Consider the following 16,001-nt stretch of genomic DNA (forward strand, 5'->3'; position numbering starts at 1 on the left):
GAGGGTCTAGCGAGCGCGGAGCCGGCGCAGCATCCGGGCATCGTCGAAGCCCACCGCACGGGCGGCCGACTCCATGGTGGTGCCGGCAGCCAGCAGATGGTCGGCCCGTTCACGGCGGAGAGCCTGTTGATAGCGGAGCGGGGTGAGGCCGGTCGCAGCTGCGAAGGCGCGGGTCAGGGTCCGTTCGCTCACCCCCGCGCCGTCCGCCAGAGCGGAGAGCGGAAGCGGCTCGGCGAACCGGGCGTCGATGACGTCCTGCACATGGTGGACGGTGTCGTCGAGATGGTTCCGGTGGCGCAGCAGGACGCTCTCCTGCGGCTGGTCGCCGTTGCGCCGCGCGTAGACGACCATGTCGCGGGCCACGCGAGCCGCCAGCGCCGGTCCGTGGCGCACCGCGAGCAGGTGCAGGCTCAGGTCGATGCCGCTGGCGATGCCGGCCGACGTCACGATCCGGTCATCGCTGGTGAAGAGCACGTCGCGCACCACCCGGGCCTTCGGGTAGCGCCGGGACAGTGCGTCCTGGAGATCGTGATGGGTGGTGCAGCGACGTCCGTCGAGGAGTCCCGCCTGCCCGAGGGCGTCGGCGCCGGCGCAGACGCTGGCCACCTCGCCCCCGGCGGCATGATGGGCACGCAGCCGCTCAGCGCTCTCGCGGGTGAGCCGGGGGCCGGCGACGAGGTCGTACGCCGCTCGCCAGCCCGGCACGACGAGCAGGTCACCGGGGTCGAGATCGGGCCATTCCGCGGCGGCCGTCAGAGGCAGCCCCTGCGCGGAGAGCACCTCCCCCGGCTCGGCGCCCGCGACGTACACGAGGTCGTAGGGGTGTCCCAGGCTGCCCGCGGCGTGGAACGCCTGTGCCGGCCCGGCGAGGTCGAGCAGATGTACGCCGGGCAGCAGCACGAACACGACGGCGCTCATGCTGCAGATGCTGCCACAGCCTCCAGATCGGCGATCGTCGCGATCTCGGCGAACCGGCCGCTGAGCACGAGCTTCGTACGCTCCACGACCTCCTCGGCCGACAGCCCGCCCAGCGGCTCGGTGGTGACCGCGTCGGCGACATAGGTGACCCGGTAGCCGAGGTCGGAGCCGATCCGCGCGGTGGTCTCGACGCACTGCTCGGCGCGGATCCCGCACACCACGAGCTCGGTGATCCCGCGCTCGGTCAGCACCTGCTGCAGGTTGGTCGTGGTGAAGGCGTTGTGGGCGGTCTTGCGCACCTCGACATCGCCTGGCTTCGGGCCGCTGAGCCCGTCGAGATAGCGCACGTGACCCGACTGCGGGTCGAAGACGCCGCCGCTGCCGGGCTCGGTATGGAGCACCCAGACCACCAGGTCGCCCGCGGCCCGCGCGAGGCTCACCAGCCGGTCGGCGCGCTCGGCGATGTCGGGGTGGAGGGTCTGCTGCCAGGACTCCCGCTGCCGGAAGGACTCCTGGATGTCGATGACGAGAAGGGCTCGGTTGCTCATGTGCCCAGTGTGCGAGCTGCCCGCTCGACGCACGAGGCATCAAGCGGGCAGCATCCGGAACGATCCGGTCAGGCAGCGGCAACCGTGCTCTGGGCGGTGACCCCTCCCTCGGCAGGCGCGAGGGCGCCACGTACGACATCCCTGACATCGCTCACCAGGTTGATCTTCAGGGCCTGCTTCACCTCGTCGGGGACCTCGTCCAGGTCGGGCTCGTTGCGCTGGGGTACGAAGACCTCGGTCAGGCCGGCTCGCTGGGCGGCGAGCAGCTTCTGCTTGAGGCCGCCGATGGGCAGCACCCGCCCGGAGAGCGAGACCTCACCGGTCATCCCGACCTCGCTGCGCACCGGGCGACCGGTCGCGAGAGAGGTGAGCGCGGTGACCATCGTGATGCCGGCGCTCGGGCCGTCCTTCGGGACCGCACCCGCGGGCACGTGGACGTGGAGCGATCGGTCGAGCACGGCCGGGTCGACGCCCAGTTCGGCGGCGTGCGAGCGGACGAAGGAGAGCGCGATCTGCGCGGACTCCTTCATCACCTCGCCGAGCTGGCCGGTGATGTTCAGTCCAGCCTGCCCCTCGGCCGAGGACGCCTCGATGAAGAGCACGTCCCCACCGAGCCCGGTGACGGCCAGTCCGGTGGCGACCCCCGGGACAGAGGTACGCTCCGCCGACTCCGGCGTGAACCGCGGCCGACCGACCAGGTCCTTGAGGTTGTCCAGGCCGATCTCGACGTGCTCCGCACCTGTCGCCAGCCGCGTCGCCACCTTGCGCAGCGCCTTGGCGATGAGCCGCTCGAGCTGGCGTACGCCTGCCTCACGGGTGTAGTTCGCGGCCAGCTCACGCAGGGCGTCGTCGGTCACCGTGGCCTCCTCCGAGGTCACCGCGGCGCGCTCGAGCTGCCGGGGCAGCAGGAAGTCACGGGCGATGGCGACCTTGTCGTCCTCGGCGTAGCCGTCGATCGTGACCAGCTCCATCCGGTCCAGCAGCGCCGACGGGATCTGCTCGACCACGTTGGCGGTGGCGATGAACAGGACGTCGGAGAGGTCCAGGTCGAGCTCGAGGTAGTGGTCACGGAAGGTGTGGTTCTGCGCCGGGTCGAGCACTTCCAGCAGCGCGGCGGCAGGGTCACCCCGATAGTCCGAGCCGACCTTGTCGACCTCGTCCAGGAGCACGACCGGGTTCATCGAGCCGGCCTCCTTGATGGCCCGCACGATCCGGCCCGGCAGCGCGCCGACGTAGGTGCGCCGGTGACCACGGATCTCGGCCTCGTCGCGGACACCGCCCAGCGCGACCCGGACGAACTTCCGTCCGAGCGAGCGCGCGACCGACTCCCCCAGCGAGGTCTTGCCGACTCCTGGCGGGCCGGCGAGCAGCACCACGGCACCTGAGCCACGGCCGCCGATCACCTGCAGGCCCCGCTCGGCACGTCGGGTCCGCACCGCCAGGTACTCCACGATCCGGTCCTTGACCTCCTCGAGGCCGTGGTGGTCGGCGTCGAGCACCTCACGAGCCGCGACCACGTCGGTCGAGTCCTCGGTCCGGACCGACCACGGCAGCTCCAGCACCGTGTCCAGCCAGGTGCGGATCCAGGCGGTCTCGGGGTTCTGCTCGGAACCACGCTCGAGCTTGTCGACCTCGCGCAGCGCGGCCTCGCGTACGGCCTCGGGGAGGTCGGCGGCCTCGACGCGGGCCCGGTAGTCGTCGGACCCCTCGGGCTCGCCCTCGCCGAGCTCCTTGCGGATCGCGGCGAGCTGCTGGCGCAGCAGGAACTCCCGCTGCGTCTTCTCCATGCCCTCGCGTACGTCCTCGGCGATCTTGTCGCTGACCTCGGACTCCGCGATGTAGTCCTTCGCCCAGGCGATCACCTTCTCGAGGCGCTCGGTGACGTCCGGCGTCTCCAGCAGCTCGCGCTTGGCGTCGTCGTCGAGATAGGGCGCGTAGCCGGCGGTGTCGGCGATCTCCGACGGCTCGGTGAGCCGGTTGACCTGGTCGATGACCGGCCAGGCCTCGCGACGCTGGAGCACCGCGACGACCAGCCGCTTGTACTCCTCGGCCAGCTCCTTCGCGTGCTCCGTGGTCGTCTCGGTGGCGGTCTCGACCTCGACCCACAGCGCTGCACCGGGTCCGGTCACGCCGGAGCCGATCTTCGCGCGGCCGACGGCTCTCAGCACCGCCGCGGGCTCACCGCCCCGGAACCGGCCGACGCGCTCGATCGTGGCGACAGCGCCGTACGTCGCGTACCGGTCCCCCAGCCGCGGCGCGACCAGCAACCGGTTATCCGAGCCGGCCCGGGCGGCGTCGATCGCGGCCTGAGAGGCCTCGTCGAGCTCGATCGGCACGACCATCCCCGGCAGGACCACGGCATCCGAGACGAACAGCACAGGAAGCTTGTCCATTTGCGGACCCTCCTAGAAGAGTTGAGTGATACTCGCTCAACTTCTGGGAGCAACCGGATGTTCCCTCCGGTTATCGTGTTCGCTGTCAGCGGACGCTGTCGTCGGTCAGCTCACGCAGCAGCTCCAGCACGCCATCCGGTCCCTGCACCTCGAGATCAGCGAGCTCCGCGAGCGGACCGCGGTCGGGGCCGGCGTGGGAGTAGACGAGCAGCGTCGCCGACCCGGTGGTCTTTCCCCAGGTCCTGACGGCCTCGAACGCCTCGATGTCACCCAGGTCGTCACCGCCGAACAGGATCGCGCCGGGCGAGACCTCGGAGATCAGCGTGTCGATCGCATGACCCTTGTGCATGCCAGGAGCACGCACCTCGATGACCTGCTTGCCGGGCTCGATCACGAGCCCGTGCTCGCCAGCCAGCTCGGTCAGCGGCGGAAGCAGACGTGCGGCGAGGCCGTCGGGGTCGGGGAACCGGCGGGTGTGCACCCCGACGGCGAGACCCTTCTCCTCGATGTAGGCATCTTGCGCACCGTGAGCGGCGAGTACCTCCGGCAGCGCCGCCTCGAAGGCGGCCAGCCCCTCGGGCGGCGGCGGGCCGACGACGACCCGGTCGGCACCGCTCCAGCGCTCGTTGCCGTACTGCCCGAAGACGTACAGCTCCTTGCCCTCCTCCGCGAGCGCGTCGGCGATCGCGGCCAGCCCGCCGAGCTCGACGACCTGTCCGGCCGGACGGCCGGTGACGATGGCCAGTGCCTTCACCCGGGAGGCGAGCGCGATCAGGACCGTGGCCGCGTCCGGATGGATCCGAGCCGAGGCCGGGTCCTCGACGATCGGGGAGAGCGTGCCGTCGAAGTCGAGACCGACGAGGGTCTCGGCGGCAGCAGCCGCGATCGCGGCGTACTTCTGCTCTCCTGCGGTGCCATCAGGCTGGAGTTCGGCCATGCCTCAACTGTGACACGGCAACCACCTCGGAGCCGACCACGAGGGTGCCGCAGTGCGGTAGATCACACACCGTCGAGAACGGCCGGAAAGGCTCAGAGAGCCCCGGTCAGAACCACCGTCAACCGGTCGCCCTTCATCGAGCCCTCGACCGACACATGGGTACGTTTGATGCCGAGGTCATCGGCGAGCTGCTGACCCTCGCGCTTCATCTCGCTCGGGTAGTAGACGGTGTTCTCCGGGATGGAGCCCATCCAGTTGTCCTCGCCGACGACGTTCCAGCCGACCGTGTTCGCCTTGGCCGCGACGTCGCCGGCCAAGCCGACGATATTCGACTGGTTGTAGACCTCGACGCTGACCTTGGCGCGGTCGACCGGCGAAGGCTCGGCCTTGGGCGGCTTCTTCTCCTCGGCCTTGGCCGCCTTCGGTGAGGCCGACGCGGAGGCCGAGGGGCTGCCACCGGCCTGGGCGATCTCCTTGCCCCCGTCTCCGTCGCCACCGGTGATCCAGAAGATGATCACCGCGGCGATGACGGCCACCACGCTCAGCGCGATGACGGGTGTGGGGAGCGCGACGCCACGCTCACCCTTCGAAGGACGTACGCAGCCGGTCATTCAGACCTCGAAACCGAGCCGTCTCGCCGAGCGCTGACGCTGCCGGGCCGCGCGGAGCCGTCGCAGGCGGCGTACCAGCAGAGGGTCGGCCTCAAGGGCCTCCGGCTTGTCGATGAGAGCGTTGAGAACCTGGTAGTAACGGGTGGCGGACATGTTGAACGCCTCGCGCACAGCGGCTTCCTTGGCTCCGGCGTACTTCCACCACTGACGCTCGAAGTCGAGGATCTGCTTGTCGCGTTCGCTGAGGCTCGCGGGGTCCTCGCCTGGGCCTGTGACCTGCACGTTGACAGCGCTCATTCCTCGTCCCCCGGTGTCGTCTGCATCTGACCACACCCTAACGCGCCGAACTACACCGCTGTGGTTCACCCTCCCGGCGTGTTACTCGACAGGTATTCCGATCGAGGGGCCGTAAGTCACGGGTGGAACGACTCCGCGCCGAACCTGGCGCGGGTCCATTACAGTCGGAGATGTGCAGGCTGACCTGGTAATCGTGGCCAATCGGCTCCCCGTGGATCGTGTGGAGATGCCGGACGGAACGAAGGCGTGGCGACGCTCCCCAGGAGGCCTGGTCAGCGCCCTCGAGCCGGTCCTGCGGGCCAACGACGGCGTCTGGATCGGCTGGCCCGGGGGCATCGACGAGGACCTCGAACCGTTCGAGGACGACGGGCTCCACCTGCTGCCGATGACGATGACCGCGCAGGACATCGAGGAGCACTACGAGGGCTTCTCCAACGGCACCCTGTGGCCGCTCTACCACGACGTCGTGGCCAAGCCGGAGTTCCACCGCGAGTGGTGGGACGGCTACCAGCGCGTCAACCGGAGGTTCGCCGAGAAGTGCGCCGAGGTCGCCGCGAAGGGCGCGACCGTCTGGGTGCAGGACTACCAGCTCCAGCTGGTCCCGCAGATGCTGCGCGAGCTCCGCCCCGACCTGCGCATCGGCTTCTACCTGCACATCCCGTTCCCGCCGGCCGAGCTCTTCCAGCAGGTCCCCTGGCGCCGCCAGCTCCTCGAGGGCCTCCTCGGCGCCGACCTGGTCGGCTTCCAGCTGCCCCAGGCGGCTCAGAACTTCGTCCGCCTGGTGCGCCAGCGCGTCGGCCACAAGACCCACCGTGACCTGGTCTATCTCCCCGACGGGCGCACCGTGCACGCGGCCGCCTTCCCGATCTCGATCGACTTCGTCGGCTTCGACGAGATGGCCCACGACGAGGGCGTCAATCAGCGCGCCAAGGAGATCCGCCAGCAGCTCGGCGACCCGAGGAAGATCCTGCTCGGCGTCGACCGGCTCGACTACACCAAGGGCATCTACGCCAGGCTGCGCGCCTACGGCGAGATGCTCCGCGACACCGAGCTCGACGTCGAGGACGCGATCTTCGTCCAGGTGGCGGTGCCGTCGCGGGAGCGCGTCGAGCAGTACCGCAAGCTGCGCGACGACATCGACCGCCTCGTCGGCCGCCTCAACGGCGACCTCGGCCGCATCGGCCGTCCCGCGATCTCCTACCTCCACACCTCGCTCCCCCGCGCAGAGATGGCCGCGCTCTACCGCGCCGCCGACATCATGGTCGTCACCCCCTACCGCGACGGCATGAACCTGGTCGCGAAGGAGTACGTCGCCTGCCGCTACGACAACGACGGCGCCCTCGTCCTCTCCGAGTTCGCCGGCGCGGCCGAGGAGCTGCGCCAGGCCTGGCTCGTGAACCCCTACGACATCAACGGGATGAAGGCGGCGCTGCTCGAGGCGTACAAGGCCGAGCCGAAGGAGCTCACCCGCCGGATGCGGGCGATGCGCAAGCAGGTCGCCTCCAAGGACGTACGTTACTGGGCCGACTCGTTCCTCGAGGAGCTCGCCGCGGTGCAGGGCAGCCACACCAAGAGCGTGCTTCCGCCCAACGCCCACTAGGACCGGCCAGGTGGCTAGAGTCGAGGCGTGACCACCAACTCTGACCCGATCAGGTGGGGAATTCTCGGCACCGGCCGGATCGCCCACTCCCTCGCCACCGATCTGCTGCTCGTCCCCGACGGCCGGCTCGTGGCCGTCGGCTCCCGGAGCAAGGAGTCCGCGGAGACGTTCGCGAAGGAGTACGCCGCCAACGGCCCGGTCCGCGCGCACGGCTCCTATGAGGAGCTGGCCGCCGACGAGGACGTCGACGTCGTCTACGTCGCCACCCCCCACTCCCACCACCTCGAGCACGCCACCCTCATGCTCGACGCCGGCAAGCACGTGCTGTGCGAGAAGGCGCTGACGCTCAACGCCGCCGACTCCCAGAAGATGGTCGACCTGGCCACCTCCAAGAAGCTCTTCCTCATGGAAGCCATGTGGATGGCGACCAACCCGATCATCCGGCGCCTCGTCACCGACGTGAAGTCGGGCCGCTTCGGGGTCCCCCGTCACGTACACGCCGAGCTCGGCTTCGTCGCCGACCCCGAGCAGCACCAGCGCCTTCTCGACCCCGCGCTCGGCGCCAGCGCGCTGCTCGACATGGGCATCTACCCGCTCACCTTCGCCCACCTGCTCTTCGGCGAGGCTCGCGCGCTGACCGCTCAGGCCAATCTCGGGGAGGGTGCCGACGGCGCCACCTTCGACCTCGACCTGGTGATGACCGGGAAGTACGCCGGCAACGAGCTCTCCACCATGGTCTCCTCGGTCACCTCCTACTCCTCGCGCTCGGCGGCCATCGCCACCGACCAGGGCCGCGTCGAGCTGACCGACTTCCACCACCCGTCCTCGGCGATCTTCAAGCCCGCCAACGGCGACGAGCCCGTCGAGATCGTCGGCGACGAGCCCGTCATCGGAGCCGCGTACGGCAACGAGATCGTCGAGGTGCAGCGCTGCCTGCGCGAAGGCCTCCTGGAGTCTCCGCTGGTGCCCCACAGCCAGACGCTCAGCCTGATGCGCCAGATGGACATGATCCGCGAGTCCATCGGCGCCCGCTACGCCAGCGAAAGCTGAGGGAGCCGTCTCCTACACGCGACTTGGTCTCGACTCTCAGGCGGTGTTCGGCTTCTCGTTGAACGTACGGTGCGGCTGCACGACGGCGAGGAGCTCGCGGGCCACATCGGGGCCGAGGGCACCCCAGTGGTCCTTGTAGCCGTAGACACCGGCGAGGGTGCGTGACTCGTAGTCGCCGTTCATGACCTCGATGTCGTGCGGTGTGATCAGGCCGGGGTGGGCGACGCCGACGGCGGCGGAGACCTTCGTCAGCTCCCTGCGCAGGGTCCTGAGGTAGCTGGCGCAGCGATCGCCCTTGTCCTGCGGGTCGAGGCCGCCGGAGAGCCACTTGCTCTGCGTCGCGACGCCGGTCGGACAGGTGTCGTCGTGGCACTTCTGAGCCTGGATGCAGCCGATCGACATCATCGCCTCGCGGCCGACGTTGACCATGTCGGCACCTAGCGCGAAGGCGACGGCGGCGTTCTCCGGCAGGCCGACCTTGGCCGAACCGATGAAGGTGACCGAGTCGGTCAGGCCGAGCTCGGCGAAGGTGCCGTAGACCCGCGAGAAGCCGATCCGGTACGGCATCGCGACCGCGTCGGAGAAGATCAGCGGCGCGGCGCCGGTGCCACCCTCGCCGCCGTCGACGGTGATGAAGTCGACGCCACGCTCGCCCGACCGCATCTTGCCGGCGAGCTCCTGCCAGAACTCCATCTCACCGACCGCCGACTTGATGCCGACCGGCAGCCCGGTCTCGGAAGCGATCATCTCGACGAAGTCGAGCATCGAGTCGACGTCGTGGAAGGCGGAGTGCCGAGACGGCGACACGCAGTCCTTGCCGAGCTCGATGCCGCGGATCTCGGCGATCTCCGGGGTCACCTTGGCCGCCGGCAGCAGCCCACCGAGGCCGGGCTTGGCGCCCTGGGAGAGCTTGATCTCGATCGCCCTGACCGGCGCGGTGGCGACCCGCTCCTTGAGCCGATCGATCGAGAAGGTGCCGTCAGCGTTCCGGCACCCGAAGTAGGCGGTGCCGATCTGCATCACCAGATCCGCACCACCTTCGAGGTGGTAGGGCGAGATGCCACCCTCACCCGTGTTGTGCATCGCCCCGGCCCGGCGTGCGCCGAGGTTGAGCGCCTTGATCGCCGGCCCGGACAGAGACCCGAACGACATCGCCGAGATGTTGACGACCGACTCCGGCCGGAACGCCTTCGCGCGCCCGCGCGCACCCCCGAGCACCTTCGCCGACGGGAGCTTGGCGGCCCGGTCGTGGTCGTCGGGCAGCGAGTCGGCGAACGTACGGTGCTTGATGTGAATGTGGCCCTGGACGTGCTCGATGTCGTTGTCGGTGCCGAAGCCGAAGTAGTTGTTCTGCTCCTTGGCCGAGGCGTAGACCCAGCGCCGCTGGTCTCGGCTGAAGGGCCGCTCCTCGTCGTTGTCGGCGACGATGTACTGCCGCAGCTCCGGCCCGATCTTCTCCATCAGGTACCGCGCGTGCCCGATCACCGGGAAGTTCCGCAGGATCGCGTGCTTGCGCTGGGTCAGGTCGCGCGCGGCGACCACGCCGGCGGCAACTGCCACTCCCCCGAGGAGGGTCGTCATCTTCATGTACGTCTTCCTACCGGGCGGTCACCTCGTTGTAAACGTCCGGGTCGGTGTCGCCGGGCGTCGCTCAGGCGAACTCGGGCATGACCTTCGACTCGAAGAGCTCGATGGAGGCGCGGTCGTAGGCGGCGTCGGCGAAGTAGCCGATGGCGTACGTCATCCCGAGCGCTTCCACCGCCTTGAGCTTCTCCACCGCCTGGTCCGGCGTGCCGACCAGCGAGGTCGGGCCGTCGACCCCGCCGGCGACGACCTCGGCCGCCTTGGCCGCACCCAGGTGCGGCACCAGCCGGGCCTCCCAGGCCTTGACCTTCTCGGCGACCTCGGCCTCGTTCTCCCCGAGCAGCACGTTGAAGTTCGACGAGCGGGTGATCTCCGCGAAGTCGCGCCCGAGGGTCTCGCAGTGGCCGCGCAGGATGTCGGACTTCGCCTTGAAGGTCTCCGGGTCACCGAGGAAGTTGGTGTAGTCGGCGTACTGCGCCGCGATCTTGAGCGTCACCTTCTCGCCACCGCCGGCGATCCACAGCGGGATGCCGGAACGGCCCTGCTGAAGCGGCAGCGGCTGACAGATGGCGCCGTCGACCTGGTAGTACTTCCCGTCCAGCGACGAGATGCCCTTGGTCCAGGCCTGCTGGAAGATCTGGACGCCCTCGCGGAGCATCCCGAGGCGGTCGCGCGCCTCCGGGAAGCCGTAGCCGTAAGCCCTCCACTCGTGCTCGTACCAGCCCGCGCCGATGCCCATCTCGACCCGGCCGCCGCTGATGTGGTCGGCGGTCGCGGCGACCTTCGCCAGGTAGGCCGGGTTGCGGTAGGACATGCACGAGCACATCTGCCCGAGGCGCACCCGCGACGTCACCGCGCCCAGACCCGCCATCAGCGACCAGGCCTCGTGGGTCGCCTGGTCGGAGGGCTCCGGGGTGGTGTGGAAGTGGTCGTAGACCCAGATCGACTCCCAGCTCCCGGCATCGGCGTGCAGAGCCAGATCCTTCATGGTCGTCCACTGGTCCGCCGGGTCGATCCCGACGAGGTCGAAGCGCCATCCCTGCGGGACGAAGAAACCGAACTTCATGTCTACTCCTTGATGAGTCCAACCTGGGGTGCCACGGACAACTTATCCGTCGGTGCCAGCCGATACCCTCATGATTTATGAGCGCACTCGCCGGACTCGTGGACAAGGGCCTGATGGCAGCCGACTGGGCCGAGGCGCTGGCGCCGGCCGAACCGCAGATCGAGCAGATGGGCCGCTTCCTGCGCGACGAGCTGGCGGCCAGGCGTCCCTACCTTCCCGACGGCGACCGGATCTTCAACGCCTTCCGGCGCCCGCTGCGAGACGTACGCGTCCTGATCGTCGGCCAGGATCCCTACCCGACCATCGGGCACCCGATCGGGCTCAGCTTCGCGGTCGAGAAGGACGTACGTCCACTGCCGGCGTCGCTGCGGAACATCTATGCCGAGCTGGCCACCGACCTCGACCTGAAGATGCCCGAGCACGGCGACCTGTCGACCTGGGCCGACCGCGGCGTGATGCTGCTCAACACCTCGCTGACGGTGCGGCCGGGTGCTCCCGCCTCCCACTCGAAGAAGGGCTGGGAGGAGGTCACCGGGCGGGCGATCGACGTCCTCGGCCGACGCGGCGGACCGCTGGTCGCGATCCTGTGGGGCCGGCACGCGCAGAATCTCGAGCCGAAGCTCAACGATGCGCCCGCGATCAAGTCCGTCCACCCCTCACCGCTCTCCGCGCGCCGGGGGTTCTTCGGGTCCCGTCCGTTCTCCCGCGCCAACGCCCTCCTGGTCGAGCAGGGCGGTTCCCCGGTCGACTGGTCCCTGCCTGATTGAGCTCTGTCCGATTAGGATCGGCCCCATCGGCCCATCGGCGCGGTGAACGGGGGTCACGTGGGCGAGAACACGACCGGACCGACGCTGTCGGTGTCACGGCGGCTCAAGATCGCCGGCACCATCGTCGTCGTCCTGGCGGCGGTCTGGGCCGCTGTGCTCGGCGGACGGGCTCTCCTGGAACGGGCCGGTCCTCCGGAGTTCCCCGCGACCGACGTACGCGACTGGGCGACCTTCGCCGACCACCTCGTCCTCGGCACCGCCGGCCCCGCCGACACAGACCGGCTCGAGGTCACGACCGTCCTGTGGAGCCGGCAGGGAGCCCACCAGATCGGCCGCGGGATCGACCTCGACGCCGACATGACCGAGGGCGAGGCGTACGCCGTGCCGGTGGCCTGGCTCGAGGGCGGCAGCGGACGCTGGGTGGCACTGTCGGCCGAAGCGGTGCTGCCCCTCGACGGCGGGCGGGTCACCGGGGGTGGGCAGACCTGGGCGGCCGACCACGCCGGGGAGTCGCCCCGGGGCCTCGCCACCGAGCTCTACGAGACCGGTCCGCACCCGGCCGCCGTCCCCTACCTCTATGAGAGTCTCGAGCAAAGACTCGCCGCTGTGGAGCGGTAGGTAAGATTTCAAGCGTGAGCCAGGACTCCCCCACGCGGCCCCAACGTGCCAACTGGCTTCGGGCCGGCATTTGGTCGCTCGGCTTCGTCGCCCTGCTCTGGGTGCTCGAGGCCACCGACTACATCAGCGGGCACCAGCTCGACACGCTGGGCATCCAGCCACGCACCGACGCCGGCCTGCTCGGCATCGTGTTCGCTCCGGTGCTCCACTTCGGCTGGGCCCACCTCTACGGCAACACCCTGTTCGCGCTCGTTCTCGGCTTCCTGGTGCTCGCCTCGGGCGTCGGCCGCGGGATCGTGGCGACGCTCATCATCTGGGTGGTCGGAGGCGTCGGCGTCTGGCTGATGTCGCCCCCGGACAGCATCACCGCCGGCACCTCGATGCTGATCTTCGGCTGGCTCGTCTACCTGATCCTGCGTGGCCTGTTCAGCCACCGCGTCGGCCAGATCGTCATCGGCGTGGTCATCTTCCTTGCCTGGGGCAGCCTGCTCCTCGGCGTACTCCCCGGGCAGACCGGTGTCTCCTGGCAGGGCCACCTCTTCGGCGCGATCGGTGGCGCGCTGGCGGCCTGGCTGCTCAACGACCCGCCCAAGAAACAGGCCCAGAAGCAGTCCGTCTGAAGCTGCAGTCGCAGAATACTGCCATGCAGATCCTCTCCATCCAGTCGCACGTGGCCTTCGGCTACGTCGGCAACTCGGCGGCAGTCTTCCCGATCCAGCGCCTCGGTCACGAGGTCTGGCCCGTGCTCACGGTCAACTTCTCCAACCACACCGGCTACGGCGCGTGGCGTGGACCGGTCGTGGCCGCCGAGCAGGTCGCCGAGGTCATCGAGGGCATCTCCGAACGCGACGGTCTCTCCACCGTCTCTGCGGTCCTCTCCGGCTACCAGGGCGACCCGGCCGTCGGCGCGATCATCCTGGACTCCGTACGCCGCGTGAAGGCGCTCAACCCGCGGGCGCTCTACTGCTGCGACCCGGTGATGGGCGACGTCGGGCGCGGCATGTTCGTCCGCGAGGGCATCCCGGAGTTCATGCGCGACGAGGTCGTCCCGGCCGCCGACGTGATCACACCCAACCACTTCGAGCTCAACTTCCTCGCCGGTCTCGAGTCGACCGACACGCTGCAGGAGGTGCTCGCCGCCGTCGACATCGTGCGTGAGTCCGGCCCGTCCAACGTGCTGGTCACCTCGGTGATCACCAAGGACCCCACTCACCTCGACCTGGTCGCCGTCTCCGACGAGGGTGCCTGGTCGGTCACCACTCCCCTGCTCCCGATCTCCCCCAACGGCGGCGGCGACGTCACCGCGGCGGTCTACCTCTCCCACCTGCTCTCGACGGGCTCGACGCCCGCCGCCCTCGGCCGCACCGCGAACACCCTCTTCGCCATCCTCGACCGCACCCTGAAGTCCGGCCGCCGCGAGCTCGAGCTCGTCGCCTCCCAGGACGACATCGCCAACCCGCCGACGACGTACGAGGTCACTCAGCTCCGCTGATCAGTAGGACTTGCCGTCGGCGTAACGCTGCCGCCGCCAGGCCCTGCCGCTCCCCCGGTTCTTGGCCTTGTACGTCGGCAGCTGGCTGTCGCAGTTCGGACAGACCAGTCTCAGGTTCTCGCGTCTGTTGTTGGTGGCATCTCCGTCGATGTGGTCCAGCACGAAGGCGAGTTCGAGGCCGTTCCACTCAGACGGGATCGCGCAGACCGCACAGAGGCCGCCCTGCTGCTGGAGGACGTAGTCGCGAATGTAGTGGCGGCGCTTGCTCTGCGCCTTCCCGATCCCGGTGGAAAGCCATTCCTCGACCATGCGCGTCTGCTTCACCTGCATCTGGCAGGCGTTGCTGCAGTAGATCTTCTGGTGTCGCTGGGTCAGCTCCCGGCCGCACCCCAAGCATCGGGTCATGGCAATGACTGTACGGCCGACCTCCGACAGTTTTGTGGAGCCGGTGACAGGAGTCGAACCCGCGACATTTCGCTTACAAGGCGAACGCTCTACCAACTGAGCTACACCGGCATGCCGTACGTCTCCGTGACGGCGGGACAATCGTAGCCAGTCGTGGGCCGATGTACGCAGCCGACGCGGCTAGCGTGCGGGATCGAGCGGGACGTACTCGTGGGCGGTGAGGGCGCCGTTGGTCTCCAGCTCGACGGACTGGACGCCGACGGGGAGCCCGTCGGCGTAGGTGATCAGGGTGACCTCGGCGGTGCGGCGGATCTTCCCCATCGCGAAGGCGTACGCGGCGCCGCCGGTGGTGCCGTTGGTGTAGGTCCAGCCGATGTCGCCGTTCTCGCCGATCACCTCGCTCGGTCCCTGGTGGACGTGGCGGTGGCCGCCGACGACGAGGGTCGCGCAGCCGCGTCGCAGGGTCTCGCGGCCCAGCGACGGGTCGTGGACGAGGAGGGTCGCGACGGGCTTGCCGTCGTCCTTCGAGGCACAGGCGATGTCGGCCAGCTTCTCGCCAGCCTCCTCGAGGGTGACGCCCTTCTCGTCGATCCAGTTACCGAGGCCGCTGGTGCGCGGGTCAGGTACGCCCAGGAGCGTCGAGCCGCCGGGGCCGTCGACGACCTCGCCGTCGAGCATGGTCCAGCCCTGCTTGGCCAGGTAGTCGCCGACCGTCGGGCCATGGTCGTGGTTGCCGGTGACCGCCCACTTGTCCAGGCCGTCGCTGGCGTCGGTGAGCGAGTCGAGGGAGAAGGTCTCCCAGTCGGATCCGGTCGAGGTGTCGTCGCCGGCATCCAGGACGCCGGTCGCGCCACCCTCGTCAGCGATCGCGCGCACCACGGAGTCCATGCCGACGTTGTCGTGGCGGTCGGAGACGAGGACCGACACGGTCTCGTCCTCGCCCGGCTCGCGCAGCGCCAGGTCCGGCACCTTCGCCACGACCTCCTCGTAGAAGGTCCGGCTGGAGTTGTACGTGTCGACGGCGCTGGCCACGAGCCGACGGGTCTGGTTCGCGTAGGCGTCGCCGCGGACCTCGACGTCGGCCAGCTCGTCGGGCACGGGGATCGCCGCCCCGAGGAAGTCGGCCAGCGGGGTCCAGTCGCCGGCGACCGGTTCGGCCTCCTTGTCCGCCGCGGGCGCTCCGGCCTCGCCCCAGGGCTGCCAGACCGCGACCGTGAGCACCGCCACCGTGACCACGCCGATGCCCACGGTGGCGAGACCGTGCCGCGTACGGGCCGATTCCTTGACACGTCTGCGCAGGTCGGCGCGGCGTTGGGAACCGGGCAGCCACCACAGCAGCGCTGCCCCGGTGACGATCGCCAAGGAGACCGCGGCGCCGCGGAGCACGGCCGCGACGAGCATCGACTCGACCTGCTCCACCACGACCGCGCGTTGACCGTCGGGGGCCGACCCGAGAACCGCGTAGCGCTCGAAGAGCTCGTCCATCGACCGCAGCTCGGTCTTCCCGAGAGTCACGTCGACACCGACCGGGCCACCGACGTCCAGACGTACGTCGGGCAGCACCGGTCCGGTGTGGATGATCGCCTTCCCCGACAGCGTCGGGCGCAGGACCGAGTCGTGGCCGGCCAGGACCACCTGGCGTTCGCTGGACAGGAAGAGCCACGCACTCAGCGCCACGGCCAGCACGAGCCACAGCACTCCGAGCCCCGCCCAGA

16 protein-coding genes and 1 tRNA gene are annotated in these 16,001 nt (G+C 69.5%); 6 read left to right on the forward strand and 11 right to left on the reverse strand.

What is annotated here, in order from left to right; genetic code table 11:
• Nucleotides 1-6: 6 nt before the first annotated feature.
• From OG801_RS10910 to OG801_RS10935, 6 genes are all read right to left on the reverse strand, one after another.
• Nucleotides 7-918 carry a GlxA family transcriptional regulator gene (locus OG801_RS10910; protein ID WP_406035731.1) on the reverse strand — a complete coding sequence of 304 codons (912 nt, stop codon included), beginning with the start codon at nt 916-918 and terminating at the stop codon, nt 7-9.
• On the reverse strand, nt 915-1,466 hold the full coding sequence (locus OG801_RS10915) for an isochorismatase family protein (protein WP_406035732.1): 552 nt from the start codon (nt 1,464-1,466) through the stop codon (nt 915-917). Before OG801_RS10915 ends, OG801_RS10910 begins: the two co-directional genes overlap by 4 nt.
• Nucleotides 1,467-1,534: 68 nt before the next feature.
• On the reverse strand, nt 1,535-3,859 hold the full coding sequence (gene lon / locus OG801_RS10920) for an endopeptidase La (protein ID WP_406035733.1): 2,325 nt from the start codon (nt 3,857-3,859) through the stop codon (nt 1,535-1,537).
• 85 nt (nt 3,860-3,944) lie between these two features.
• The gene (gene otsB / locus OG801_RS10925) at nt 3,945-4,796 is read right to left on the reverse strand and encodes a trehalose-phosphatase (RefSeq protein WP_406035734.1); all 852 of its coding nucleotides are present in this window, start codon (nt 4,794-4,796) and stop codon (nt 3,945-3,947) included.
• A 92-nt stretch (nt 4,797-4,888) separates the two neighbouring features.
• The gene (locus OG801_RS10930) at nt 4,889-5,407 is read right to left on the reverse strand and encodes a LytR C-terminal domain-containing protein (RefSeq protein WP_355020933.1); all 519 of its coding nucleotides are present in this window, start codon (nt 5,405-5,407) and stop codon (nt 4,889-4,891) included.
• Nucleotides 5,408-5,704, reverse strand: coding sequence for a DUF3263 domain-containing protein (locus OG801_RS10935; protein ID WP_091046051.1), 297 nt, complete (start codon nt 5,702-5,704; stop codon nt 5,408-5,410). It abuts the gene before it with no gap.
• A 157-nt stretch (nt 5,705-5,861) separates the two neighbouring features.
• Here OG801_RS10935 and OG801_RS10940 point away from each other — a divergent pair, with 157 nt between their 5' ends.
• Nucleotides 5,862-7,304: a trehalose-6-phosphate synthase gene (locus OG801_RS10940; RefSeq protein ID WP_406036266.1), complete on the forward strand. Its 1,443-nt coding sequence runs from the start codon at nt 5,862-5,864 to the stop codon at nt 7,302-7,304.
• Between the two features lie 27 nt (nt 7,305-7,331).
• Nucleotides 7,332-8,354, forward strand: a complete 1,023-nt coding sequence (locus tag OG801_RS10945; RefSeq protein ID WP_355020932.1) for a Gfo/Idh/MocA family oxidoreductase — start codon at nt 7,332-7,334, stop codon at nt 8,352-8,354.
• Between the two features lie 36 nt (nt 8,355-8,390).
• On the opposite strand, the gene OG801_RS10950 is transcribed toward OG801_RS10945, so the two are convergent.
• Both OG801_RS10950 and OG801_RS10955 read right to left on the reverse strand, forming a co-directional pair.
• The gene (locus OG801_RS10950; protein WP_406035735.1) at nt 8,391-9,941 is read right to left on the reverse strand and encodes an FMN-binding glutamate synthase family protein; all 1,551 of its coding nucleotides are present in this window, start codon (nt 9,939-9,941) and stop codon (nt 8,391-8,393) included.
• A gap of 64 nt (nt 9,942-10,005) precedes the next feature.
• A complete protein-coding gene (locus OG801_RS10955) occupies nt 10,006-11,004 on the reverse strand; it encodes an LLM class F420-dependent oxidoreductase (protein WP_406035736.1) in 999 nt (332 codons plus the stop codon).
• Nucleotides 11,005-11,081: 77 nt separating this feature from the next.
• On the opposite strand from OG801_RS10955, the gene OG801_RS10960 reads away from it, so the two are divergent.
• Genes OG801_RS10960 through pdxY form a run of 4 tightly spaced genes read left to right on the forward strand, consistent with a single transcriptional unit; the run spans nt 11,082 to nt 13,881 of the window.
• Nucleotides 11,082-11,771: a uracil-DNA glycosylase gene (locus tag OG801_RS10960; RefSeq protein WP_406035737.1), complete on the forward strand. Its 690-nt coding sequence runs from the start codon at nt 11,082-11,084 to the stop codon at nt 11,769-11,771.
• A gap of 57 nt (nt 11,772-11,828) precedes the next feature.
• Nucleotides 11,829-12,389, forward strand: a complete 561-nt coding sequence (locus OG801_RS10965) for a hypothetical protein (RefSeq protein WP_406035738.1) — start codon at nt 11,829-11,831, stop codon at nt 12,387-12,389.
• A 14-nt stretch (nt 12,390-12,403) separates the two neighbouring features.
• Nucleotides 12,404-13,009, forward strand: coding sequence for a rhomboid family intramembrane serine protease (locus OG801_RS10970; RefSeq protein WP_406035739.1), 606 nt, complete (start codon nt 12,404-12,406; stop codon nt 13,007-13,009).
• Nucleotides 13,010-13,032: 23 nt separating this feature from the next.
• Complete coding sequence (gene pdxY / locus OG801_RS10975; protein WP_355020926.1) at nt 13,033-13,881, forward strand: pyridoxal kinase PdxY; 849 nt, start codon at nt 13,033-13,035, stop codon at nt 13,879-13,881.
• On the opposite strand, the gene OG801_RS10980 is transcribed toward pdxY, so the two are convergent.
• The 3 genes from OG801_RS10980 to OG801_RS10990 all read right to left on the reverse strand — a co-directional run bounded on the left by OG801_RS10980 (nt 13,882) and on the right by OG801_RS10990 (nt 15,984).
• Nucleotides 13,882-14,286, reverse strand: coding sequence for an HNH endonuclease (locus OG801_RS10980; protein ID WP_355020925.1), 405 nt, complete (start codon nt 14,284-14,286; stop codon nt 13,882-13,884). It abuts the gene before it with no gap.
• 35 nt (nt 14,287-14,321) lie between these two features.
• Nucleotides 14,322-14,397: transfer RNA gene (locus tag OG801_RS10985), tRNA-Thr, on the reverse strand.
• A gap of 69 nt (nt 14,398-14,466) precedes the next feature.
• Entirely contained in the window at nt 14,467-15,984 is a 1,518-nt protein-coding gene (locus tag OG801_RS10990) for a metallophosphoesterase (protein ID WP_406035740.1), read from the reverse strand.
• Nucleotides 15,985-16,001: the final 17 nt, after the last annotated feature.

Source organism: Nocardioides sp. NBC_00163 (assembly GCF_045206295.1).
Taxonomy (GTDB): Bacteria; Actinomycetota; Actinomycetes; order Propionibacteriales; family Nocardioidaceae; genus Nocardioides.